The organism is Leeuwenhoekiella sp. H156 (genome assembly GCF_052218455.1).
GTDB classification, from domain to species: domain Bacteria; phylum Bacteroidota; class Bacteroidia; order Flavobacteriales; family Flavobacteriaceae; genus Leeuwenhoekiella; species Leeuwenhoekiella parthenopeia.
The window spans coordinates 2311431-2334552 of record NZ_CP197499.1; the positions used below are offsets into that span (position 1 = coordinate 2311431).

At 41.7% G+C, this 23122-nt stretch carries 17 protein-coding genes; 14 read left to right on the forward strand and 3 right to left on the reverse strand.

Annotated elements, in window-relative coordinates; all coding sequences use genetic code 11:
• The first annotated feature begins 208 nt into the window (after window positions 1-208).
• The 6 genes from ACSSS3_RS10040 (at window position 209) to ACSSS3_RS10065 (ending at window position 10457) form a co-directional block, all read left to right on the forward strand.
• Window positions 209-4315 carry a hybrid sensor histidine kinase/response regulator transcription factor gene (locus tag ACSSS3_RS10040; protein WP_442844509.1) on the forward strand — a complete coding sequence of 1369 codons (4107 nt, stop codon included), beginning with the start codon at window positions 209-211 and terminating at the stop codon, window positions 4313-4315.
• A 193-nt stretch (window positions 4316-4508) separates the two neighbouring features.
• Complete coding sequence (locus tag ACSSS3_RS10045) at window positions 4509-5327, forward strand: SDR family oxidoreductase (protein ID WP_442844510.1); 819 nt, start codon at window positions 4509-4511, stop codon at window positions 5325-5327.
• Complete coding sequence (locus tag ACSSS3_RS10050; RefSeq protein WP_442844511.1) at window positions 5320-7956, forward strand: MGH1-like glycoside hydrolase domain-containing protein; 2637 nt, start codon at window positions 5320-5322, stop codon at window positions 7954-7956. Before ACSSS3_RS10045 ends, ACSSS3_RS10050 begins: the two co-directional genes overlap by 8 nt.
• Window positions 7957-8005: 49 nt before the next feature.
• A complete protein-coding gene (locus ACSSS3_RS10055; protein WP_442844512.1) occupies window positions 8006-8410 on the forward strand; it encodes a VOC family protein in 405 nt (134 codons plus the stop codon).
• Between the two features lie 15 nt (window positions 8411-8425).
• A complete protein-coding gene (locus ACSSS3_RS10060; RefSeq protein ID WP_442844513.1) occupies window positions 8426-9691 on the forward strand; it encodes a cation:proton antiporter in 1266 nt (421 codons plus the stop codon).
• 55 nt (window positions 9692-9746) lie between these two features.
• A complete protein-coding gene (locus ACSSS3_RS10065; RefSeq protein WP_442844514.1) occupies window positions 9747-10457 on the forward strand; it encodes a hypothetical protein in 711 nt (236 codons plus the stop codon).
• A 327-nt stretch (window positions 10458-10784) separates the two neighbouring features.
• Here the strand turns inward: ACSSS3_RS10065 and ACSSS3_RS10070 are convergent, their stop codons facing one another.
• Window positions 10785-11840: an endonuclease/exonuclease/phosphatase family protein gene (locus tag ACSSS3_RS10070; RefSeq protein ID WP_442844515.1), complete on the reverse strand. Its 1056-nt coding sequence runs from the start codon at window positions 11838-11840 to the stop codon at window positions 10785-10787.
• Between the two features lie 7 nt (window positions 11841-11847).
• Entirely contained in the window at window positions 11848-12744 is an 897-nt protein-coding gene (gene gldA / locus ACSSS3_RS10075) for a gliding motility-associated ABC transporter ATP-binding subunit GldA (RefSeq protein WP_228231212.1), read from the reverse strand.
• 440 nt (window positions 12745-13184) lie between these two features.
• Between gldA and ACSSS3_RS10080 the strand changes: the two genes are divergently transcribed.
• From ACSSS3_RS10080 to ACSSS3_RS10095, 4 genes are read left to right on the forward strand one after another with little or no spacing between them, the layout of a single operon-like run.
• Window positions 13185-14009, forward strand: coding sequence for a prephenate dehydratase (locus tag ACSSS3_RS10080; protein ID WP_228231211.1), 825 nt, complete (start codon window positions 13185-13187; stop codon window positions 14007-14009).
• Window positions 14006-15157 (forward strand): pyridoxal phosphate-dependent aminotransferase, encoded by a 1152-nt coding sequence (locus ACSSS3_RS10085; protein WP_442844516.1) that lies wholly within the window; start codon window positions 14006-14008, stop codon window positions 15155-15157. The genes ACSSS3_RS10080 and ACSSS3_RS10085 overlap by 4 nt, the downstream gene beginning before the upstream one ends.
• A 1-nt stretch (window position 15158) precedes the next feature.
• The gene (locus ACSSS3_RS10090; RefSeq protein WP_442844517.1) at window positions 15159-16019 is read left to right on the forward strand and encodes a prephenate dehydrogenase; all 861 of its coding nucleotides are present in this window, start codon (window positions 15159-15161) and stop codon (window positions 16017-16019) included.
• 28 nt (window positions 16020-16047) lie between these two features.
• Window positions 16048-17139, forward strand: a complete 1092-nt coding sequence (locus ACSSS3_RS10095; protein WP_228231208.1) for a bifunctional 3-deoxy-7-phosphoheptulonate synthase/chorismate mutase type II — start codon at window positions 16048-16050, stop codon at window positions 17137-17139.
• A 55-nt stretch (window positions 17140-17194) separates the two neighbouring features.
• On the opposite strand, the gene ACSSS3_RS10100 is transcribed toward ACSSS3_RS10095, so the two are convergent.
• Window positions 17195-17659 carry a hypothetical protein gene (locus ACSSS3_RS10100; RefSeq protein WP_442844518.1) on the reverse strand — a complete coding sequence of 155 codons (465 nt, stop codon included), beginning with the start codon at window positions 17657-17659 and terminating at the stop codon, window positions 17195-17197.
• Window positions 17660-17738: 79 nt separating this feature from the next.
• On the opposite strand from ACSSS3_RS10100, the gene rsgA reads away from it, so the two are divergent.
• From rsgA to ACSSS3_RS10120, 4 genes are read left to right on the forward strand one after another with little or no spacing between them, the layout of a single operon-like run.
• Window positions 17739-18692 (forward strand): ribosome small subunit-dependent GTPase A, encoded by a 954-nt coding sequence (gene rsgA, locus ACSSS3_RS10105; protein ID WP_442844519.1) that lies wholly within the window; start codon window positions 17739-17741, stop codon window positions 18690-18692.
• Between the two features lie 12 nt (window positions 18693-18704).
• A complete protein-coding gene (gene dtd, locus ACSSS3_RS10110) occupies window positions 18705-19157 on the forward strand; it encodes a D-aminoacyl-tRNA deacylase (protein ID WP_228231205.1) in 453 nt (150 codons plus the stop codon).
• A 36-nt stretch (window positions 19158-19193) separates the two neighbouring features.
• Complete coding sequence (locus ACSSS3_RS10115; protein ID WP_442844520.1) at window positions 19194-21101, forward strand: DUF3857 domain-containing protein; 1908 nt, start codon at window positions 19194-19196, stop codon at window positions 21099-21101.
• 3 nt (window positions 21102-21104) lie between these two features.
• The gene (locus ACSSS3_RS10120) at window positions 21105-23120 is read left to right on the forward strand and encodes a transglutaminase domain-containing protein (RefSeq protein WP_442844521.1); all 2016 of its coding nucleotides are present in this window, start codon (window positions 21105-21107) and stop codon (window positions 23118-23120) included.
• Window positions 23121-23122 lie beyond the last annotated feature (2 nt).

Below are 23122 nucleotides of genomic sequence, written 5' to 3' on the forward strand. Positions count from 1 at the left end.
TGTTTTTATTGTGTCAATTTCTTCACGTAATCGTTTTCGTTGACGTTACAATTTTCTAACAATTTTATGTTAAATAAAGGGGGGGCACTGTCATTTTAAGGGGTACAAAATGGTAATTGTGAATAATAAACCCTTAATTTTAGTGATGTAACAAGTTTTAAAGCCCGAAATTGTAAATTTGATAATTGTTAAACCCCTCTTAAAGTTTATGAAGTTAATTCCCTTAGTTCTTCTGATTTTTTGTGGTTACACGCTTAGTGGTCAAGTGCGTTGTAAGCCGGTTGAAAATATTGATGAGCAACTCACCTTTTATAATTTTGATCTATCAAGCGGTATTTCAAACAGTTACATTAACAGTATTGAGCAGGATGCTTCGGGGTTTATCTGGGTAGGAACCATCGACGGCCTTAATCGCTACGATGGTAGTTCATTTAAAATTTACAGACATCGCAGTACAGACACCCTAAGTCTTTATAATAATTATGTAGATCATATTAATTATGAGCAGAACGGTGACCTTTTAGTTTTAACAGATGAAGGCTTAGATCTGTATTCCGGCAAAACAGATGCTTTTACGAAGATTGCTGCTTTTGATCTTCCTTCAGATAATGTACGTGCGGTAAAAAAGGGTGCAAACGGTAATTATTATGTGGGCTATACCCATGCAGGTGTTCGGGTATTTGATGCTAACTATCGTGAGCTTGCCGCATACAGGCATGAACCCAAAAACAAAGCTTCCTTGAGTTATAACGAAGTGTCCAGTATGCTGCTTCAGGGAGATTCGATTCTTTGGGTGGGAACCTATCGCAAAGGCCTTAATCGTATTGATCTCAGATCTAAAACAGTAAGCCGAATTTATTTTGAACAGCTTCCTGACAATGAGGAGCAACCCGGCGTACAGGCCCTTCATCTCGATGCCGGTCAAAATCTGTGGATTGGTTCCCAAAACGGTCTTTTTGTACTTCGCAGGGATGGTGTGATTAATTCGCTGGGTGCCGGTTCTGAAGATGCGCTCAGCGATGAAGAGATTTTATGTTTTGCCGAAGACAATCAGGGCAGAATGTGGATTGGTACCCGCAATGGAGGGCTCAATATCTTAAACATGAAGTCTTTCGTTGAAGGAAAAGGTGAAATACAGCTTACCCGTTTTTTACCGCGCAAAGACGGAAGCAGTGTTTTTAACCGTACCGTTTCGGCTCTTAAATTAGACCGGGGAGGTAATATGTGGATTGGCACCAGTAACGGACTCAATTTTGTAAACCCTAAAGGGGAACCTATTAAGCTTATAAATGAAGAATCATCGGTGCGGGGACTGCTAAGTCACGACCGTATCGCTTCTTTAGCAAACAGCCGCGAAGGCAATGTCTATATTGGTACAGATGGCGGTGGTATTGATTTGTATCACGCTGCAACCGGAAAAATAACTCCTTTTGCCTCAAGCCGGGATCAGTCTGGCCTTAGTAACGACTATGTGCTGGCTCTTCTTGAAGATTCAAAGGGGCGACTTTGGGCTGGTACCTACAAGGGCGGACTCAATAAAATGAAAAATGGGATCTGGTCGCATTATCTTCAGGAAAGTCAGGCTGCCGGTAATGATGTGCGTACCATTTTTGAAGATGATCAGAAAACCATTTGGGTAGGTACAAACCGGGGCGGACTTTATAAATACGACGAAGTCAATGATACTTTTGATTATGTCGAATTGTTGGGTAAACGGGATATTCGGGCTATAGCTCAGGACAGTCGCGGCAATTTCTGGATGGCAACCTATGGGGATGGTATTCTAAAATACAATCCGGTTACCCGGCAGTATTCAAATTTTAATTCACAGCGGCTTAAAGGACTTCCGTCAGATATATTCTTTTCACTTATTTTAATTAATGATGAAGAACTCCTGGCGGGCAGCCGTTTTGGTGGACTCATCCGTTTCAATACCCGCACTGCTGATTTTGACATAATCAATGAAGAAGATGGCCTGCCTAATACCACGGTAAACAGTATTGTAAGATATGACGAGGATGAAGTGTGGTTAAGCACAAATAATGGATTGAGCGCCTATAATCTTAAAACCAACACGGTTTCTAATCTCTTAAATCCCCGGGCAATCCAAAAAAGTGAGTTTAACATAGGTACTGCACTTCTGGATGAACGCAGAAATTTATGGTTTGGGGGGAATAAAGGTTTAAATATTTTCAAGCCCGAAAATTTGTACGGCGAAGACAAACAATACGGTATAGTTTTTAAAGGATTAAGTGTGAATAATGAACAGGTGGCAATACAGCCTGAAGCCGAAGCTGCACTCTTACCGAAAAGCCTCAATGCACTTGATCTCCTGAAGCTTACCTACCGAGAGAAGTTATTTTCAATAGATTTTGCGCTTTTAAAATATCCGTTTTCACAGGACGTGAGATACTCGTATTTGCTTGAAGGGTACAGCAACACCTGGGTCGAACTGGGAACTAACGGTCACATCAATTTTACAAACCTGCCTTCAGGAAAGTATAAACTTATAATTAAAGCCGTTGAGCAATCTGGAGCAGCAACCACCCGCGAGTTACCTTTGACCATTACGCCGCCTTTTTGGCTTACGATGCCGGCCTATCTGCTGTATTTTGTTTTAGCGGTTGTTCTTATTTATCTTGGGTTTAAATACTATTCCGAACGCTTAAAGCTCAAAAACTCCCTGCTCTTCGAAAAACGACAACGCCAGTTGGAGCACGACTTTAACGAAGAGCGTATGCGGTTTTATTCCGGATTTTCTCACGAGTTGAAAACCCCGCTGACCCTGATTCTGGCTCCGCTTGAAATTCTGGCCCAGGAGCTTAAAACCACACGTCATAATGCACGGGTAGATCTCATCAGGAAAAATGCTTCTGAGCTTCTGGCTTCTATAAACCGGTTGCTTGATTTTAGAAAAACCGAAGAAGGGCTAAGTATTCTTTATGTACAAACCTATGATTTGATTCCGGTTTTGGATGAATGGATAAACCTGCACGCCAATGCTGCCGAGGTTAAGGAAATAGATCTGCGTTTTGAGTCTGATCTTTCTCATCTAAGCGTCACAAACGATATAGACAAGCTGCAGATTATCTTTAATAACCTGATGAGTAATGCGCTAAAATACACCTTAGAAAAGGGCCGAATCAGGATTAAACTCACCGCAGACGAAAGGGCCTACAGCCTATCGGTAGAAGATTCGGGAGTAGGCATATTGCCGGAAGAATTTGATCATATTTTTAACTGGTTCTACCATTCAAACAGCTCGGTAAAACGCAATGGTTCGGGCATTGGGCTGTCTTTATCCAGACGTTTTGCAGAGCTTCATAACGGTAGTCTTCGGGTGTACAGCCGTCCGGGTGAGGGAAGTACTTTTGTCATAGAAATACCTTTTGATCTATCGCAAATACCTTCCGATAAAATTAAATACGCCACAGAGCCATTGGCTTCCGGGACTAAAGCAGGAAAGTCTTCTGCCGTATATATGCGTAGTTATGAGACCAAGACCTATGATAAGAAGGCTATTTTAAATGGAGATAAAGAGCGCGAACTCATTTTACTGGTTGAAGATAATCCGGATATTCTGGAACTCTTAGACGCTATTTTGAGTGAAAAATATGATTTAATACACGCTGAAAATGGCGAAATAGGAATTGGCATGGCCGGTAAATTTTCGCCAGATCTTATTATTACCGATGTCATGATGCCGGTAAAAGATGGGATAGATTTGTGTCACGAACTCAAATCTGCTAAGGAGACGTCCCACATTCCTATCATCATGTTGTCTGCCAAGGCAGATACTGCCGTTAAGGTAACCGGTTATAAAGAAGGTGCAGACGACTATCTTACAAAACCCTTTGAGCCCGAATTGATCAAGGCGCGTGTGCGAAATCTGCTCGATAGCAGAATGCTGCTGCAAACTTATTTTAAAGGTCTGGGAGATACTCAGGAGCTTAGTTCTACAGAGACCCGCGTACTTGACAAGGAGAAGGTTTTCTTGGCAGATTTTGAAAAGGCAGTATTAAAGTTTAAAGATTCTGAAGGTTCTATTATTCTCAAGCTCACCCGCGAACTGGGGATGAGCAGAACTTCGCTCTATAAGAAAATTACCGTCCTTACCGGAGAGAACATCAATAGCTATGTGCGCAGCATTAAAGTAAATAAGGCGAGCCAGCTTATGCGTGAGGAAGGCTATAGCGTTTCTGAAGCAGCTTCGGCAGTGGGCTTTAATAATCCCAAGTATTTTCGCAAGATATTTAAAGAGCAGTTTGGAAAGCTTCCGTCTGAGTTTACCACTTCAATTCATAAACTTCTTTAACAAATGCCGGCTCAGAGCTTGCATTTTTAGCAGTTAAGCAGTATTTTTTTCAGGATTTGATAACCAGAGTTTAATCTGCTGAAAGGTTATCAAATTTCGTGTTTGTGTCATTATAAAATACGTTAATACCGGGCTTAACCTATGAGTAATAGTTTAATTTAGAAGATTTGTAAGTTTAGTAAACTAAAAATATATGCAAAAACCCAACGAACGTTTAAAAGGTCAGACCGCAATAGTAACCGGCTCCAGCACCGGTATAGGGGCAGCCGTAGCCCTTGCACTGGGAAGAGATGGTGCAAATGTAGTGGTAAACTACAATTCTTCAGAAAAGGAGGCGCGGGAAATCGCAGCCCAAATCAATAAGGACAATACCTGTGGTGAGGCTCTTGTTATTAAATGCGACGTGAGTAAGGAAGATCAGGTGCAGGCCATGTTTAAGCAAACTATTGAAAAATTTGGGACCGTAGATATCTTGGTAGCCAATTCGGGTTTGCAACGGGACGCCCCGCTTCATGAGATGAGTCTAAAAGACTGGCAGTTGGTTATTGATGTCAATCTAACCGGCCAGTTCCTGTGTGCCCGTGAGGCGTTGCGCGAATTTATGCGCAGAGGCATGCGTGAGGGTGTTTCAAAATCTTTAGGGAAAATTATTCATATGAGCTCTGTGCATCAGATAATTCCTTGGGCAGGGCATACCAATTATGCCGCTTCCAAAGGCGCGCTGGTTATGTTGATGGAAAGTATCTGTCAGGAATATGCACCACTTAAAGTGCGTTGTAATAGTATAGCGCCGGGAGCCATTAAGACCGATATCAATCGCGATGCCTGGGAAACTCAGGAAGCACTTAATAAATTAAATGAACTCATTCCCTACAAGCGCATCGGTGTTCCCGAAGATATAGGCAGTGCGGCTGCTTGGCTGGCATCAGACGAATCAGAATATATTAATGGTACGACCCTCTTTGTTGACGGAGGTATGACCTGTTATCCCGGATTTACTACAAATGGTTAAAAAAAATACTCAAGAACAAAAACGTCTTGACGCGCATTATGCACAGGAAGAAGACTGGTTACACTGGGGTCCTTACCTGAGTGAGCGCCAATGGGGAACCGTACGCGAAGACTATAGTGTAAACGGAGATGCCTGGGGGTATTTTCCGCACGATCACGCCCGAAGCAGAATGTATCGCTGGGGAGAAGACGGTCTTGCCGGTTTTACAGACCGGTACTGTAACGTGTGCTTTGGCCTCGCTCTATGGAATGGTAAAGACAATATCTTAAAAGAGCGCTTGTTTGGACTTACCGGGCCCGAAGGGAATCATGGCGAAGATGTAAAGGAGCTGTATTATTATCTGGAAAATACCCCTACACATTCGTACATGAAGCATTTGTACAAATACCCGCAGAATGCTTTTCCTTATGATGAAATGGTTGCAAAAAACCGAAGCAGAGATCGAAAGCAACAGGAATATGAACTACTGGATACCGGTCTTTTTGATAAAAATGAATATTTTGATGTTGTAACCGAATATGCAAAAGCAGGTCCCGATGATATTTGCATCCGTATTTCGGTTACTAACCGAAACTCAAAAAGTGCTAAGCTGCACGTGCTACCCACATTGTGGATTCGTAATTTCTGGAGCATTCGGGATATGCCCTTTAAACCCCAGATAACACAAAATAAAAAGAGCAAAACGCCTTCGGTACACATTAATCATCCCTATACCGGAGAATACAATTTCTACTTTGAGCAACCCGAGCATTTTCTGTTTACCGAAAATGAAACCAACGATCAGCGACTTTACGGGCAGCCCAATGATCATCCCTACAAAAAAGATTTTTTCCATGATACGGTAATCAAGGCAGACTATAAGCTGGCCAAAAAGAAAACCGAAGGAACGAAGTTTGCCCCGCACTATCAGCGTGATGTGCCTGCGGGAGAAACGGTGGTTTTTAAATTAAGACTCTCAAAAGAAGAGCTTGAGGCAGCCTTTAATGAAGACTTTGATGACACCTTTGATACACGATTCCAGGAGTGCCTGGATTTTTATGAAGGTATCAACGCTATTAAAGATCCCGAGGCTAAGGCAATTCAACGGCAGGCCTTTGCAGGTTTACTTTGGACCAAACAATATTATAATTACGAGGTAGAGCAGTGGCTTAAAGGTGATCCTAAAGTATCAACACCGCCGCAAAGTCGCACCAGCGGTCGCAATCACAACTGGAAAACCCTGAGAAATCACGACATTCATCTGATGCCCGACAAGTGGGAATATCCCTGGTATGCCGCCTGGGACAGTGCCTTTCACTGCATCACGATGGCCTACATAGACCACGAGTTTGCCAAAAAACAATTACTGCTATTTACCAAGGAATGGTATATGGCTCCTAATGGGCAGATCCCGGCTTACGAGTGGAATTTTAGTGATGTTAATCCGCCTACTCAGGCTTTTGCAGCACTTCAGATTTATAAGATAGAACGGGACAGCACCGGCTATGAGGATATTGATTTCCTCAAACGCATTTTCAACAAGCTGTCGCTCAATTTCACCTGGTGGGTTAATCAGGAAGACAAGAGGCAAAACAACGTATTTCAGGGAGGCTTTTTAGGTCTTGATAATATCGGGGTTTTTGATCGAAGCAGCGGAATCCCGGGTAATGCAACTCTGGAGCAGGTTGATGGTACTTCATGGATGGCGCTTTATTGCCTCAATATGCTCGAGATCGCGATCAAGATCGCATTGGTTGATCCTTCCTATGAAGAAATGGCGACCAAGTTCTTTGGGCATTTTATTTTTATTGCAGAAGCGCTCAACCAGCTCAATGAGGAGTATGAGGGTACCTGGGATGAAAAAGAGGGATTCTTTTACGACAAGCTGGTTTTTGAAAACGGAAACTTTCAGCCTATAAAAGTGCGGTCTATCGTGGGCTTGATGTCTTTGGTAGCCGTGCTGCACATAAGTAAAACGACTTTAGACAGACTGCCTAATTTTAAATACAGTATAAACTGGTTTAGAAAATACCGTAAAGAGAATTTGAAGTATCCTGTGATTCAGGAATATTCTGAAGATTCAGATTTGCTGTTGGCTTTGGTTCCCAAAGAGCGGGTGAAGATTATGCTCAATGCTGTTTTTGATGAAAAGGAGTTTTTAAGCAAGCACGGGCTGAGGTCACTCTCTAAAGTGCACGAAAAGGTTTACAGAATAGACATAGACGGGACAAATTACGAGATTAAGTATGAGCCTGCCGAGTCAGAATCATCTATGTTTGGAGGCAATTCAAACTGGCGCGGCCCGGTGTGGTTACCTTTTAATTATCTGTTTATCACGGCCATCAAAGAGTTTAGGGATTATTACGGCAAGAGTCTCGAGGTAGAATATCCTAAAGGAAGCGGAAAGATTATGGGTCTTAATGATATTCGCAACGACCTGATGAAGCGTCTGTTGACTCTTTTTCAGGAGGATGAGGACGGAAACAGACCGGTAAATGAGAATTATCAAAAAATGTATAAAGATCCACACTTTAAAGATCTGATACTTTTCTATGAGTATTTTCACGGAGACACCGGCAGGGGATTGGGAGCTTCGCATCAAACCGGATGGACTGCCTTAATCGCCAATATGATTCACGAAATTTATTAATATGAACGCCTTAAAAATTATATTCAATACGGCAGTAATACTTTTAGTTATGCAGACAGCACATGCGCAGCAATTTACCTTTACCAAAGATCATGACGCACTTTTAGTTAAAGACCTCGATAGTGCAGCTGCTTTTTACAGCGAAATTTTGGGATTGAAGGAGATTGATAACGCAGGTCTTGGACCGAAGTTCAGATGGTTTGAGCTGGATAATAAGGTCCAAATTCATTTGATCGAAAGCAGTGAAGAATTCACTCCGCATAAAGGCGTGCATCTGGCTCTTAACGTTAATAATTTAGACGCTTTTATGGAGTTTCTTAAGCAGAAGAAAATTCCTTTTGAAAATTGGCCCGGAGAAGCCGGTACTACCAACACCCGGCCGGATGGAGTGCGTCAGATATACCTGAAAGATCCCGATGGATACTGGATAGAAGTGAATACGAATACCTTATAAAAAACCGGCAGTTTTATGGACTTTTACCTCATCTGTACTATTTTAATTGTGCTTTCGGCACTATTTGGCTACGTCAATGTGCGTTTTTTAAAATTGCCAAATACCATAGGTTTAATGGTCATAACGCTCCTTTTTACTCTGGCAGCAGTAGGTTTAAGTCATTTTAACGACGCCTTGCTTGAGGCCGAAAGAGAGCTCATTACAAGTATAAATTTTGAAAAAGTCCTGCTCGACGGGATGTTGAGTTTTTTGCTCTTTGCAGGTGCTTTGCACACCAATTTTGAGCAGCTCAAGGTGCAAAGGGGCCCTGTTTTGGCTTTTGCTACCATAGGCGTGCTGACTTCCACCTTTTTAGTGGGAGGGGCATTATATCTTATACTGGTACTTTTGGGGATTCCGGTAGATTTTATCTATTGCCTTCTTTTTGGGGCACTTATTTCGCCTACAGACCCAATCGCTGTTTTGGGCATTTTAAAAAAGGCCGGAGCGCCCAAGCAACTCGAGACCAAAATTGTAGGGGAATCGCTTTTCAATGATGGGGTAGGAGTTGTAATTTTTTTGACCTTGTTTCGTATAGCAGGCTCAGCAGAGCCCGTTACGGCTTTAGATGTGATCAAGTTATTTGGGATTGAAGTTTTTGGAGGGATTTTATTGGGCTTGATTTTGGGATATATCACATACAAGCTGCTCAAAAGTATAGACGATTATGATATTGAGGTAATCATTACATTGGCAGCAGTTATGGGCGGTACTGTAATTGCTCAAAAGTTGCATACTTCGGCCCCGCTGGCAATGGTAACGGCAGGCCTGCTGGTAGGTAACGATACCTCCCGAAAAAATACGATGTCGCATCTTACTGAGACTTATGTAGACAAGTTTTGGGAACTTCTCGATATTTTGCTCAACACCATTCTGTTTGTGCTCATTGGGATGGAGTTACTCATTTTAACTTTTGAATTTGATGCTGTTGTTGCAGGACTTATAGCTATTCCGGTGGTGCTGGCCTGTCGTTATATCGCTTTGCTACTGCCTATATCTTACTTTGCCAAAAAGCTCGACTTTGTGCCCCGAACAAATGAAATTATGACCTGGGGCGGCTTGCGCGGGGGGATTTCAATCGCCCTGGCTTTAAGTCTGACTCAGGAAATGCACCGGGATTTATTTCTTATAATAACCTATATCATAGTGGTATTCTCCATAATTGTACAGGGTCTTACCGTTGGGAAGGTAATCGAGAAATTTGGTCTAAGCACAAAATCAGAAAAACCTTCAGAGCTATAGGGGTAAATCGGCTTAAGTGTTTTTATTAGCCGATTAAAGACTTAATAGTGTATATTTGAGTTCATCTTCAATACAACTCAAAATGCGTTTAAATCCGTTATTAATACTTGTAACATTTTTAGTAACCGCCTGTGCGGTCGAACCCGTATCTCAATCAGAAACTTTTCCTGAAGATACTTTTGAAACGAGCACAGCCCTGCGTATAACTCTGGAGAGGATTTCAGAAAGTGCCGAAGAAAAAACTGCCCTTACAAAAAGCCGACTCAATGAGTTGTGTTTTCAGTTTGTTTATCCTGTTTCTTTAGGTTATAACACGGGTGAAACTATCGTGGTCGAAAATTACGATCGGTTGCTTGAAGTTATTTTGTCGGAAACCCTGGAGCGGCATATTATTTCAATTGCTTATCCATTCCGCATTGTGAAACGTGATTCGGGTCAGGAGGTTTTGATAACTGATGAAGCTGGCTTTATGCAGGTTGTGCAGGATTGCGGTTATGAGGCAATTACCTATACCGATGTGATTACAGAAGCCGGAAGCTGCTTTGAAGTGATCTATCCGCTGACGCTTCTGGTCAATACCAATCCTGTAGATTTTGGTTCAGCGATCGAAGCACAGGAATATTTTGCTGCTCAATACGCCGCTATTCAATCTCTGGGAATCGCTTATCCTCTTAATGTAAGGCTCACTGCTACTGATGAGGAATTGACGATAGCAGATGATTATGAACTCATTTATCTTTTTAAAGAAACCTGCGGATTTCAATAATCACAGCCATTAAAAGGCTTCGTAGATTAATACAAGTAATTTTTATAAAAAATATATTATTTTTGAAAATATAACTGAAAATAGTTTAGTATATTTGTAGCTCGAAAGATTAAGAGGCCACCAGATCTTTAAATTTTGGTTTTGAAGTGTTAGCCAGGGTGGCCCCTAAGAAAATGTCAGATTGGGTTTAGGGACTAGTTCAGCAATGGACACTTAATTCTGGCAAATAAGCCTCCGCAAGGAGGCTTTCTTTTTATAGTATAAGTGAGAATTTATGTAAAGCCACTATTTACAAGGCCTCCGTAAATATTTCAGCTTTTTTTAAAATTATTCGGCACGTTCAATACCCTCCTCAATGCGTTCCTCAACTTCTTCTTCAGTTTCCTGATCTATTTCGGGTTTTTCAGTTTTTTTGAACTCTTCAAGCCAAAAGGTAAAGTACATCGGGAAGTGATCTGACCCAATATGCCCTAACCGGTTCATATTATCAACGGTAATATTTTTGGAGTGAAACAGGTGGTCAATAGGAAACCTCAGATACCAGTAATCGGCATGAAAAGTGGGGAAGAGACCCCGGCCTATACGAGGATCAATCAACCCGGTGATTCGGGCAAACAATTTACTCACGCGCGACCAGACCACATCATTAAGGTCTCCGCAAACAATAACCTGAGCGTCATCGTCAAGTTCGCGCACCGCTTTACCTACTATTAATAATTCGGCATCGCGTTCCTCGCTGGTTTCGTTTTCCGTAGGGCTGGGAGGGGCGGGATGTACACAAATGAGATGTAGCGGCTTAAAGCCACCATAATGTACTTTGGTGAAAATAGAGGGCACGTCTTTTTCGACCAGGTAATTTACCTGCGTTTCAGAAAGTTCGAGTTTGCTGTACAGGTGCATACCGTATAAATTATCGAGAGGTACCCTTACTACGTGTGGATAGTCTGCTTCAAAAAGCTGCAGGGCCTCTTCCCACTGGCTGTCGGTTTCCATAACCAGAAAGAGATCGGGATCTTTATCCTGAATTTCCCTGATGAGTTTATCATAGTCCCGGTTTGTTTGTAAGACATTGCTGCTTATTAAACTTATTTGTTTTAAAGATTCGGCATTCTTCGGCTTTGCCTGGCTTAAAGGATAATATTTGGAGTACGGGAAAACCACAAACACCTGAAATATAAATGCAGCAACAAGGCTTATTAATGTTGTGTATTCCCAGGATTCCTCGGGAAATTCTAAAATTACTATAAGCAGGATGGTGAGAATTTGCAGAAAAGAGGTTTGAACACGAATAAAATCCCAGCCTCTTACGATCCAATGAGTACCCCGAGTTAAAGGCAATAGGGCTATGACGATCAGAAAGACGGCAAAACTATAGAGAATCATAGGCTTGTTAATTGCTGGTAAGCTCGTGAAATAATTGCTCTAGGGTTTGATTTTTTCGGTTGAGTTGCAGGGTTTTGAGACCGTTATCGTGGGCAAAGTCAAAAAGCGCAGGCCGCATGTCTTTTGTGGTTTCAAAAGTGATTTCATAAACAAAACCCCTGGTGTTTTTGGTCTGCTTTACATGAGGTAATTTTTGAAGCGCTACCTCTTCAACCCGATAATCAAATTCTACTTCAATAAGTTGGTCTGTAGCTTCGGTAAGCTCTTTAAGTCTGCGATCTGCGACAATTTTACCTTTGTTGATGATGATTACCCGGTCGCACATCGCTTCTACTTCCTGCATTATATGGGTAGAAAGCAACACGGTTTTGTCTTTTCCCAAACTGCGTATGAGCTGTCTTATTTCACGAAGCTGATTGGGGTCTAGTCCTGTTGTGGGTTCATCAAGAATAAGCACCTCGGGATCGTGTAAGAGGGCGGCTGCAAGACCCACGCGCTGTTTGTAGCCTTTGCTGAGTTGCTTTATTTTTTTTGAAACTTCAGGGCTGAGTCTGGTCATTTCTATGACCTCATCAACACGTTTTGCAGGTGCTTTACTCAAATTGGCCATGAGTTTTAGGTACTCCCGCACATACATTTCGGGATAGAGCGGGTTGTTTTCGGCCAGATAGCCCACATGTTGCTGTACGCTACGTGGAGCGTTTTCTGTAGAAAAATCGATCACCGAAGCTTCCCCCGAAGTAGGTTTAAGCAGAGTGGTGAGTATTTTCATCAACGTGCTTTTTCCGGCTCCGTTGGGTCCCAGAAAACCGGTGATTTCTCCCTTTTGAATTTCGAAATTTACTGTGTCAAGAGCCTTCTGCTCACCAAATTTCTTTGAAATATCTTTAACCCGTATAGACATAGCTGTAATTATGCTTAAGGCTAAAATTACTCAATTAGACTGCAGCCTCTTCTATATTAAAACATAAAATTAGCAGGCAGAATAAATACAATCTGTACGAAAACGTTGTTGAATAATGAAATTTCTAACAAATCTCACAAATACGGATGCCTCATTAAAGTTCATTTAATAAAAGTAAAGTTTTATTTGGATATGTGTAAAAGTTGCCCATTCTTCTAGGCGTTCTTAAATATTTAAGTACTTTAGCAGCGTAAAAATCAAGATAATGATCAATCTAGGTTACTTCTTTAATCGCTATTACTTCTTTTTCTTCTGGAGAGAGACGGGACCGCTATAAAGTAACTTATAGTACATAAAGCACTTAGGTCCCGATTTAATAAATCGGGATTTTTTTTTGTTGAAACTAAAAGGATTAAAAATAAAAAAACAGCAGCAACGCATTGAAACATAAAGTAGCCATACAGGGAATACGGGGGTCTTTTCACCACAAAGTGGCACAGGACTTTTTTGGTGAAGCGGTCGAAGTAGTGGCTTGCGGCAGTTTTCAGGATGTAGTGGGCAGTTTGCTTAAAGAGACTGCAACAGATGCGGTGATGGCTATTGAAAATTCGATCGCCGGAAGCATCATTCCCAATTATGCTTTAATTGACAAAAACAACCTGAACATCGAGGGAGAGCGTTATCTGGAAATCAGTCAGAATTTAATGGCTTTGCCGGGGCAAAAGCTTTCAGACCTTAAAGAAGTCTGGTCTCATCCTATGGCTTTGTTGCAGTGCCATGATTTCTTTCAGAATCATGAACACATCAGGCTGGTGGAACAGGATGATACGGCTGCGGCAGCTATGCGTATTGCAGATGCTAAAACCCGGGGGGTAGGAGCGATTGCCAGTAAAACAGCTGCACAGATTTACGGTCTCGAGTTGCTGGCAGAAGATATACAAACCATAAAGGCAAACTCGACGCGTTTTTTTATTCTAAATACAAACGGACGCACCGAGGCTGATGTACCCGATAAGGCATCGGTAAAATTCCTCACAGACCACAAGCGGGGAAGCCTTGCGGCAGTGCTCAATGTGATGAGCGATTGCCGGTTAAACCTAACGAAGATTCAGTCTTTACCGGTAATTGAAACACCCTGGAAATACGCCTTTTTTGTTGATGTTACCTTTGAGCGTTATGAAGATTTTGAAAAGGCTAAAAAACTATTAGAGATTATGGCACAGGAGTTTAAAGTGCTTGGGGAATATAAAAACCGAAAATCATGATTATAGAATCGGCAAACCGGTTAAATCAAACTGCAGAATACTACTTTTCGCGAAAGCTGAAAGAAGTGCGGGCACTGGCAGCACAGGGCAAACCCATTATCAATATGGGTATTGGAAGCCCAGATTTGCCACCGCCTCCGCACGTGATAGACGCGTTAACGAAGGCTCTGGTTGACGGTCCGGCTCATCAATACCAAAGCTATAAAGGCCTGCCCGAGCTTACTGCGGCGATGTCAGATTTTTATAAACAACAATATCATGTTGATCTGGATGCAGAGACCGAAATTCTCCCACTAATGGGTTCAAAAGAGGGTATTATGCACATCAGCATGGCCTTTTTAAACCCCGGGGATGAGGTGTTGATTCCCAATCCCGGTTATCCAACCTACACCTCTGTAACCCATTTGGTAGAGGCGGAGCCGGTTTATTATAATCTGGACGCAGCGCACAACTGGATGCCCGATTTTGAGTCGCTTTCTCAAAGAGATTTAAGCAAAGTGAAATTAATGTGGGTCAACTACCCGCATATGCCCACCGGAGCCAAGGCCTCGAAGGCAGATTTTGAAAAACTGATCGCTTTCGCGAAAGCAAACCAGATTCTTTTGGTGAATGATAATCCCTACAGTTTCATTTTAAACGAAAATCCACAAAGTATTCTGGCAGTTGAAGGTGCTAAAGAAGTCGCTATTGAGCTTAACTCCCTGAGTAAAACCTTCAATATGTCTGGCTGGCGCGTGGGTATGTTGCTGGGTGCCCCGGAATACATAAACACGGTGCTTACGGTTAAAAGCAATATGGATAGCGGTATGTTTTATGGCATTCAAAAAGGAGCTGCTGCTGTTTTAAAGGAAGGAAAAGAGTGGTTTCAATCGTTGAACGAGGTTTATAAAAGCCGGCGGGAGTTGATGTGGCAGTTTGCAGAAATCCTGGGTTGCAGCTATGATAAGGATACAGCGGGTATGTTTATTTGGGCCAAATTGCCTGAAGGAGCAGGGGATGCCGAAGCCTTTATCGATGATATTTTGATCAATAAAAGTGTTTTCATTACCCCGGGGACTATTTTTGGATCACAAGGTGCCGGTTACATACGCTTTTCGCTTTGCGTAACTGAAGAAAAAATTAAGGAAGCCATTAGTAGATTTAAATAAGGTGAACGAATTTAAAAACATACACATACTTGGAATAGGCCTTATAGGAGGCTCCCTGTCCCGCGATCTTAAACGCATTTTGCCCGATTCTGTGCTGTATGGTGTAGATAGCAATGAAGATCACCTGGATGAAGCTATTGGCCTGGGCGTTATCGATCATTCGTCACGATTTGAGGCCATTAATCAGGCAGATCTGGTCATATTGGCAATACCTGTTGATCAGGCAAATCTGTTTTTGCCGCCCATTCTCGATGCGTTAAAGGAAGATGCGCTGGTTATAGATGTGGGTTCCACAAAAGGCAGTGTGTGCGATGCCGTAAAGGAGCATCCACGACGCGATCAGTTTTTGGCAGCACATCCTATCGCAGGAACGGAGTTTTCGGGGCCTTCGGCAGCGATTGAGCATCTGTTTAAAAACAAGACGATGATACTTTGCGAAGTAGAAAAAACACGTCACGATTTGCTGGATAAAGCCTTGCAGATTTTTGAAGCTTTAGAAATGAAAATCCGCTATATGAATCCGCATTCACACGATAAGCATATCGCGTACGTCTCGCATTTGTCGCACATCAGCAGTTTTATGCTGGGTAAAACGGTCATCGAAAAGGAGAAAAATGAGAAGGATATTTTTGATATGGCCGGGAGTGGTTTTGCTTCAACCGTGCGTCTGGCAAAAAGTAATCCTGCTACCTGGACTCCTATTTTTAAAGAAAATAAAGCTAACGTACTCGAAAGCTTATCTGAATACATAACTAATTTAACGCATTTCAAAAACGTGCTCGAAGCAGGGGATTACGAGGAGGTTTATAACGAGATGCACAACACAAACCACATAAAATCAATACTTAAAGGATTATCGTAATTGGCTTAAAGCTGTAAATTTGTTGAATATGGAAAATAAGAAAGAACTTAGAAACTGGTTAGACGCTTTCAATCTGGACCACCCGCTTGTAATAGCTGGTCCATGTAGCGCAGAAACCGAAGAGCAGGTACTTAAAATTGCTCACGAACTCAAAGATACCGATGCAACTGTTTTTAGAGCAGGTATCTGGAAACCACGTACCCGCCCGGGAATGTTTGAAGGAGTAGGTGCTTTAGGTCTGAAGTGGATGCAGAAAGCCAAAGAAGAGACCGGAATGCTTACCACTACCGAGGTTGCAAACCCCAACCACGTAGAACTTGCCCTTAAACACGATGTTGATATTTTGTGGATTGGTGCGCGTACCACGGTTTCTCCATTCAACATTCAGGAAATTGCTGAAGCTTTAAAAGGAACTGATAAAGTGGTACTTATCAAAAACCCGGTAAATCCTGACTTGGCCTTATGGTTAGGTGCAGTCGAGCGTTTTTACGCGCAGGATGTTAAAAACCTGGGTGTGATTCACAGAGGTTTCTCTACCTATGAGAAAACCAAATACCGCAACAATCCGGAGTGGCAGTTGGCTGTAGATCTTCAGAATAAATTCCCTGATCTACCTTTGATCTTAGATCCTTCACATATTGCAGGACGCCGCGATATCATTTTTGATTTGTGCCAAACCGGTCTTGATTTAAATTATGACGGGATTATGGTAGAAACACACTACGATCCGGACAACGCTTGGAGTGATGCCAAGCAGCAAATTACCCCTTCTACTTTGGTTCAGATTATGAAAGATCTGAAAATCCGTAAAGAGGAAGGTACTGCTGCAGAGTTTAATAATAAACTGAATACCCTGCGTACCCAAATTGATGTTATCGACCATCAGTTGATTGAAAATCTGGGCAAGCGTATGAAAATCGCAGACGCGATCGGAGAGTTAAAAACCCAAAACAACGTAGCTATTCTTCAGTCTAAACGCTGGAATGAAATTCTTGGGGCTATGATTCTTGAAGGAGAGCAACACAATTTGAGCGAAGAGTTTATTTTGCGTGTGTTTAAAGCGATTCACCAGGAATCGATTAACCACCAGAAAAAAATCTCCAGAATGGAGGAAGCTTAAGATCTTGAGCTTAAAACAAAAAAATAGGCTGCCGGGAAACGGCAGCCTATTTTTTTTACTCTTGAACCTGCTTAACCCGTTTAAAAATATAGCGGGTTACATAGATGCCATTCTCATCCCCTTCGCCTCCATAGCTTTCAACTCCGCTATTAACAAAGGCCAGTTCCCAGCCTTCTTCGGCCATGGTGTTAATTTTGGAAGTAACAACTGCATCGTTTGCTGCAATATTTTGAAAACGAATACCTCCGATATTGAAGAAGTTTAAAAGTTTGGTTTCCTCAAAGTTCTTAAGACGAATCTCGCTTCGGTCTGACTTGTTTCTGGAATCATCTTCTTCAGAACGTTCTGAAGTAAATTCTTTATAATCCCGACTTTCAAGGGTAGAGATCATTCGGGATCTTCCCAGACCATTGGGAATAATAGATTCAATAACGGTTACCGTTTGATATTCAAAAACCTGTGCAAAAAGGCTCAGATTTAAGCTTACAAACAGCAGAAACAAAAACGTAGTTTTTTTCATAATAGGAATTTAAGGTTTAAGGAATTTGATTCGTCTAAAATAAAGTAGTTTTACAAAACTAAAATAGTAAAAATACCATTTGAAAGGAACCGTTTACAAATCAACAGGAAGCTGGTACAGCGTTAAGGCAGAAGATGGCACGTTCTACGATTGCCGTATTAAAGGGCGCTTCAGAATACAGGGTATTAAAAGTACCAATCCTGTCGCGGTAGGCGATCGTGTAGTCTTTGAGCTCGAGCAAACCGGTGATGCCGTAACGGGTGTCATAAAAGATATTGAAAATCGGGAGAACTACATTATCCGTAAATCGGTTAATCTTTCAAAGCAAACGCACATCATTGCGGCTAATGTTGATTTGTGTTTTTTGGTCATCACGCTAAACAATCCACCTACATTTACGGCTTTTATAGACCGATTTCTAGTCACTTGCCAGGCTTATCATATTGAAGCGGTGCTTCTGTTTAATAAGGTAGACGCGTTGAGTGATGAGGAGTTTGGCGAGGTAAAATTTCTGGCAGAACTGTATCGGGATATCGGGTACACGTGTATTGGCATTTCGGCTAAAACAGGCAAAAATATAGAAGAAGTAAAGGCTCTGATGCAGGGTAAGACCAGTATATTCTCAGGCCACAGCGGGGTAGGGAAATCCACATTGGTAAATGCCATTGAGCCTGCGCTCGATTTAAAAACCAAAGCGATCAGCGATCAGCATATGCAGGGGCAGCATACAACCACCTTTGCCGAAATGTTTGACCTTGATTTTGGCGCCCGTATTATCGACACCCCCGGAATCAAAGGTTTTGGAGTGGTTGATATGGAAAAAGAGGAGGTAGGAGACTATTTTCCCGAATTTTTTGAGCTGAAAGATCAGTGTAAATTCAATAATTGCCTGCATCTTGAAGAACCGCATTGCGCTATAAAGGCTGCCCTGGAAGAAGATAAATTGTACTGGTCCAGATATCAAAGTTACCGCCAAATTCTGGAAGGAGACGATGAAAACTACCGCAGAACCAACTACGATCAAAATCAATAAAACCAAAAATTCATGCGAGCAATCATACAACGCGTTAGTGAAGCTTCGGTTACTATAGACAATGTGATTACCGGCACGATTGGTAAAGGTTTTGTGGTATTGCTTGGGGTTGAGCCCGAAGATACCGATGCAGATATAGAATGGCTCAGCTCTAAAATTTGCGGCTTACGTGTTTTTGGCGATGCCGAAGGATTGATGAATGAGAGTATTCAGGATCAGGAAGGAGCTATTTTACTTATAAGTCAGTTTACCCTTTTCGCTTCTACCAAAAAGGGAAACAGGCCCTCATTTATAAGGGCTGCCAAGCCTGATGTGGCCATCCCGCTCTATGAAAAATTTCACAGTGAACTCTCCAAAAAATTGCATAAACAGGTGAAAACGGGAGTCTTTGGAGCAGATATGAAAGTAGCTCTTATAAATGACGGACCGGTGACTATTTTTATCGATTCAAAAAATAAAGAATAGTTTTTAACAATATTTTAGTATATTGGCAACTTTCTTATGATGATTAGAACGTTAGCTTTTATTCTACTTGTTACCCCCCTACTAACATTTAGTCAAAACCAAGAAGATTTTTCCGCCTTAAGTGTAGATCCTGCACTTTCAGAGGGGGCAGATAGTGTATTGCGGTATGAAGATATTACCCTTGATTTTTCTGATGAAGGAAAATTAAAAACGACTATTGACCGTATTGTAACCGTTTATAATAAAGCTGGTTTGCGGGATGTGCAAGCAGGTGTAGGTTATGATAATAACTCAAAGGTTACCCATATTGAAGCCATTATCTATGATCTTATAGGTAATGAGACTGAAAAAATAAAAAAGCGTGATTTTAAGGATTATAGTGCGGTAAGTGAGATTAGTCTTTACGAGGATAATCGTGTTCTGGCTCTTGACTATACTCCAACACGCTATCCTTTTACCATTCGGTTTTCTTCAGAAACGGTTTCAGAAACCACGGCTTTTGTAAGATCATGGATGCCGGTTTCTCAATATGACAGCGGCACGCAGTTTTCTAAATTTACAATCATACATAAACCCGAAGACAGCCTGCACTTTAAGGCGACCAATTTTGAGGGTTACGATATTGAATATACTGAAACGCCCGAGCAGACTGTGTGGGTCGCACGTGACATAAAGCCGGTATCTTATGAGTATAAATCTCCGGCGTTTGAAAAGCGATTTCCACGGGTAAAAGCCTATTTCGATAAGTTTTATCTCAAAGGTGTACCCGGGGTGGGTGGTACCTGGGAGGCATTTGGAAAATGGGTATATGATGATTTAATTAAGGATACTCAGGAGCTGGATGCAGCAACTATTCAGGAGGTACAAAATTTGGTGAAAGACTTACCAGACGATGAAGCAAAGGCAAGGGCATTATATCAATACCTACAGGACAAAGTACGTTATATAAGTATTCAGGTTGAAATAGGCGGCTGGAAACCTATGAAAGCATCAGACGTGCACAGATTGAGTTACGGCGATTGTAAGGCCTTAAGTAATTATCTTCAAAGCCTGCTCAATGTTGCAGGTGTTAAATCCTATTACACATTGCTTTATGCAGACGAGGATAAACAGTCTTTAGATACAGATGTTGTTGCCATTCAGGGAAATCATGCTATCCTGGGGGTGCAGTTGGGTGATGAAATTAAATTTTTAGAATGTACCAGTCAGGAAACGCCCTTTGCTTATATGGGTACCTTCACAGACGATCGGGATGTTTTGCTGCTTACGGAGGAAGGTGGCAAACTTGCACGAACAACGAAATACAATCAGGAGGATAATATAGGGCAGATCGTTGCTCAGATTGAACTGGATGCCGAAGGAAACCTTACCGGCACGTATACCGAAACTTCTAAAGGAATTTTCTATTCCTCAAAAATGGGTCTGGAAAATAAAGATCAGAAAGATCTTAGTGATTATTACTACGAGAATTTTTCCGGGGTAAAAAGTCTGAGCGTTTCAGATATTAAACTTGTAAATGATCGCGACCGCGTGGTTTATGAAGAGGAGTTAAAACTAAATGCCCGCAATTACGCTTCCAAAATAGGCGAGGATTATCTGGCGAAAATAAATCCCTTTTCATGGTCTAACGACATGATTCCTCCCCGTTATACAGACCGTAAATCAGATTTCGTTATCCTCCGAGGCTTTATCCGTCAGCACGAGCTTAGCTTTAAAATACCCGAAGGGTACAAGCTTGGCGCAATTGCCGAGCCCGCACTCCTGGAGGAAGAATTTGGAAGCTATCAAACCGAAATACAGGTAAATGAAAATACGGTAAGCTACAAGCGTACCTTCAAATTAAACGAAGGGAGCTATGCCGTTGAAGCTTACGAAAAGTATCGGGAATTCTACAAGAATGTAGTACGCGAGGATAATCAAAAGTTATTTATCGAGAAAATTTAAGTTATGCATAAACTAATACTCTACGCATTTCTCTTGGGAAGTGCATTAAGCTACGGTCAGGATTTCAGATTTGGTAAAGTTTCTGAAGAAGAATTACAGGAACAGGTACATCCTAAAGATTCTGCAGCAAATGCAGCAATACTTTATAAAGAGCAATATTCACATATTGAATATTCGCCTAATGACGGTTTTACTCTTACAACCGAAATTTTTCAGCGTATTAAAATTTATAACAAAGACGGTTTTGACTGGGGAACCCACGTAATTCCCGTTTTTGTAGGCGGAACCAAAGATGAAAACGTATCTAACTTAAAGGCGGTTACCTACACTCTTGAGAATGGGAAGATCGAAGAGTATAAATTAGATAATGACGGTATTTTTAAAGAAGAGCGAAGTAAAAATTTTAATGTCGAAAAATTTACAATGCCCAATTTACAACCCGGTTGCATCGTTGAATTCAGGTATAAATTTTTCTCTCCCTACCTTAGCGATGTTGATGAGATAAGATTTCAGGAAGACATCCCGGTAAACAAGGCAGAACTAACCTTTGAAAGTCCGGAGTGGTTGGTTTTTCAATTGCATCGAAAAGGTTTATTTCCTTTAGATATACAGGAAACCAATAAGGCAGATAAGATAAATTTTACTTCCCGGGTAGGTGCTTATAATGCCGGGTTACGGGGAGGAAGCAGAGGGACTTTGCAATCCCAAAGTATCGATTTGATGAATAAGACCTATTCCATCAAGGTGCAGGATGTGCCTGCGATGCGGGAAGAAGCCTTCTCCTCTAATATAGACAACTACAGAGCTGCTGTTAGCTTTGAACTGTCGTACACCAAGTTTCCTAACGAGCCTATAGAAACCAGAACCAGTAGTTGGGAAGCTGTTTGTAAAACCATTTATGATTCTGAGGGTTTTGGTGGTCAGCTTAAAAGCGATCGTTATTTTGATGATGATTTAGATGAGATTTTGCAAGGCGTAAGCGATCCTAAAGAAAAGGTTGTTCGCATTTTTGAGTATGCCAAAAGCAGAATGACCTGGAATGGGTATTTAGGTATATATGCCGATGAAGGTGCTAAAAACGCATATAAAAAAGGCTCCGGAAACAGTGCAGACATCAATTTAACTTTAGTTAATATGCTGCGTTATGCCGGGCTTGATGCAAATCCGGTTATTTTGAGCACCCGCGATAATGGGATCCCTATTTTTCCCACCCGCAACGGGTTTAACCACGTCATCGCAGGGGTGGTTATAGAGGGTACTGTTTTATTGATGGATGCTACAAACAAGATTGGGGCCGTTAATTTGCTTGAAGAGGCTTTATTGAACTGGAATGGCAGGCTTATACGTGAAGACGGTACTTCAGACTGGGTAAGTCTCAATCCCGGGAGTCATGCTCAGGAAAACACAATGGTTAATGCTGAAATTGATGAAAATTTTGCATTGAATACCAAAGTGAGAAGTCAATTTACAGGTCACTATGGTTTGCGTCACCGCAAAAACTTTGGGGGTAAAGATGAGCAGGAGCAGCTTGAAGCCTATGAGCGGAGGTATTCGGGTATTGAACTTAACCAAATTCAAATAGAAAATCTGGAGAATCCATACGAGCCGGTACAAATAAGTTATGATTTTGAAATGGCAGATGGGGTAGAGCGCGTAGGCGATAAAGTATTTATCAGTCCGTTGCTGCATTTAGCCAGTCAGGAGACTCCCTTTAAGTCTGAGCAAAGGCGGCATCCGGTAGATTTTGGTTATCCCTGGAAAGACCGGTATATTATTACCATTAATTTGCCCAAAGGCTATACTGTTGAAAGCCTTCCGGAGAACGGGATTTTTACTTTTGGAGATGATTTGGGCTCGTTTAAATACCTCATTTCAAACACCAACAATACCATTCAGATTTCCACAGAAATGGTAATTAACAGCTCTATAATCACACCAGATTTGTATCAGGGGCTAAAGGAGTTTTATGCTATGGTGGTTTCTAAAGAGAATGAAAAAGTTGTTTTAGCTAAAATATAGAA

Bases quoted from the DNA above. Each gene is read 5' to 3' on its own strand.
- ACSSS3_RS10040 (WP_442844509.1), top strand. From the start codon at position 209: ATGAAGTTAATTCCCTTAGTTCTTCTGATTTTTTGTGGTTACACGCTT.
- ACSSS3_RS10070 (WP_442844515.1), bottom strand. From the start codon at position 11,840: ATGATTCTCTATAGTTTTGCCGTCTTTCTGATCGTCATAGCCCTATTG.
- ACSSS3_RS10100 (WP_442844518.1), bottom strand. From the start codon at position 17,659: ATGAAAAAAACTACGTTTTTGTTTCTGCTGTTTGTAAGCTTAAATCTG.
- gldA (WP_228231212.1), bottom strand. From the start codon at position 12,744: ATGTCTATACGGGTTAAAGATATTTCAAAGAAATTTGGTGAGCAGAAG.
- ACSSS3_RS10055 (WP_442844512.1), top strand. From the start codon at position 8,006: ATGCAGACAGCACATGCGCAGCAATTTACCTTTACCAAAGATCATGAC.
- dtd (WP_228231205.1), top strand. From the start codon at position 18,705: ATGCGAGCAATCATACAACGCGTTAGTGAAGCTTCGGTTACTATAGAC.
- ACSSS3_RS10115 (WP_442844520.1), top strand. From the start codon at position 19,194: ATGATGATTAGAACGTTAGCTTTTATTCTACTTGTTACCCCCCTACTA.
- ACSSS3_RS10045 (WP_442844510.1), top strand. From the start codon at position 4,509: ATGCAAAAACCCAACGAACGTTTAAAAGGTCAGACCGCAATAGTAACC.
- ACSSS3_RS10060 (WP_442844513.1), top strand. From the start codon at position 8,426: ATGGACTTTTACCTCATCTGTACTATTTTAATTGTGCTTTCGGCACTA.
- ACSSS3_RS10095 (WP_228231208.1), top strand. From the start codon at position 16,048: ATGGAAAATAAGAAAGAACTTAGAAACTGGTTAGACGCTTTCAATCTG.
- ACSSS3_RS10050 (WP_442844511.1), top strand. From the start codon at position 5,320: ATGGTTAAAAAAAATACTCAAGAACAAAAACGTCTTGACGCGCATTAT.
- ACSSS3_RS10120 (WP_442844521.1), top strand. From the start codon at position 21,105: ATGCATAAACTAATACTCTACGCATTTCTCTTGGGAAGTGCATTAAGC.
- ACSSS3_RS10085 (WP_442844516.1), top strand. From the start codon at position 14,006: ATGATTATAGAATCGGCAAACCGGTTAAATCAAACTGCAGAATACTAC.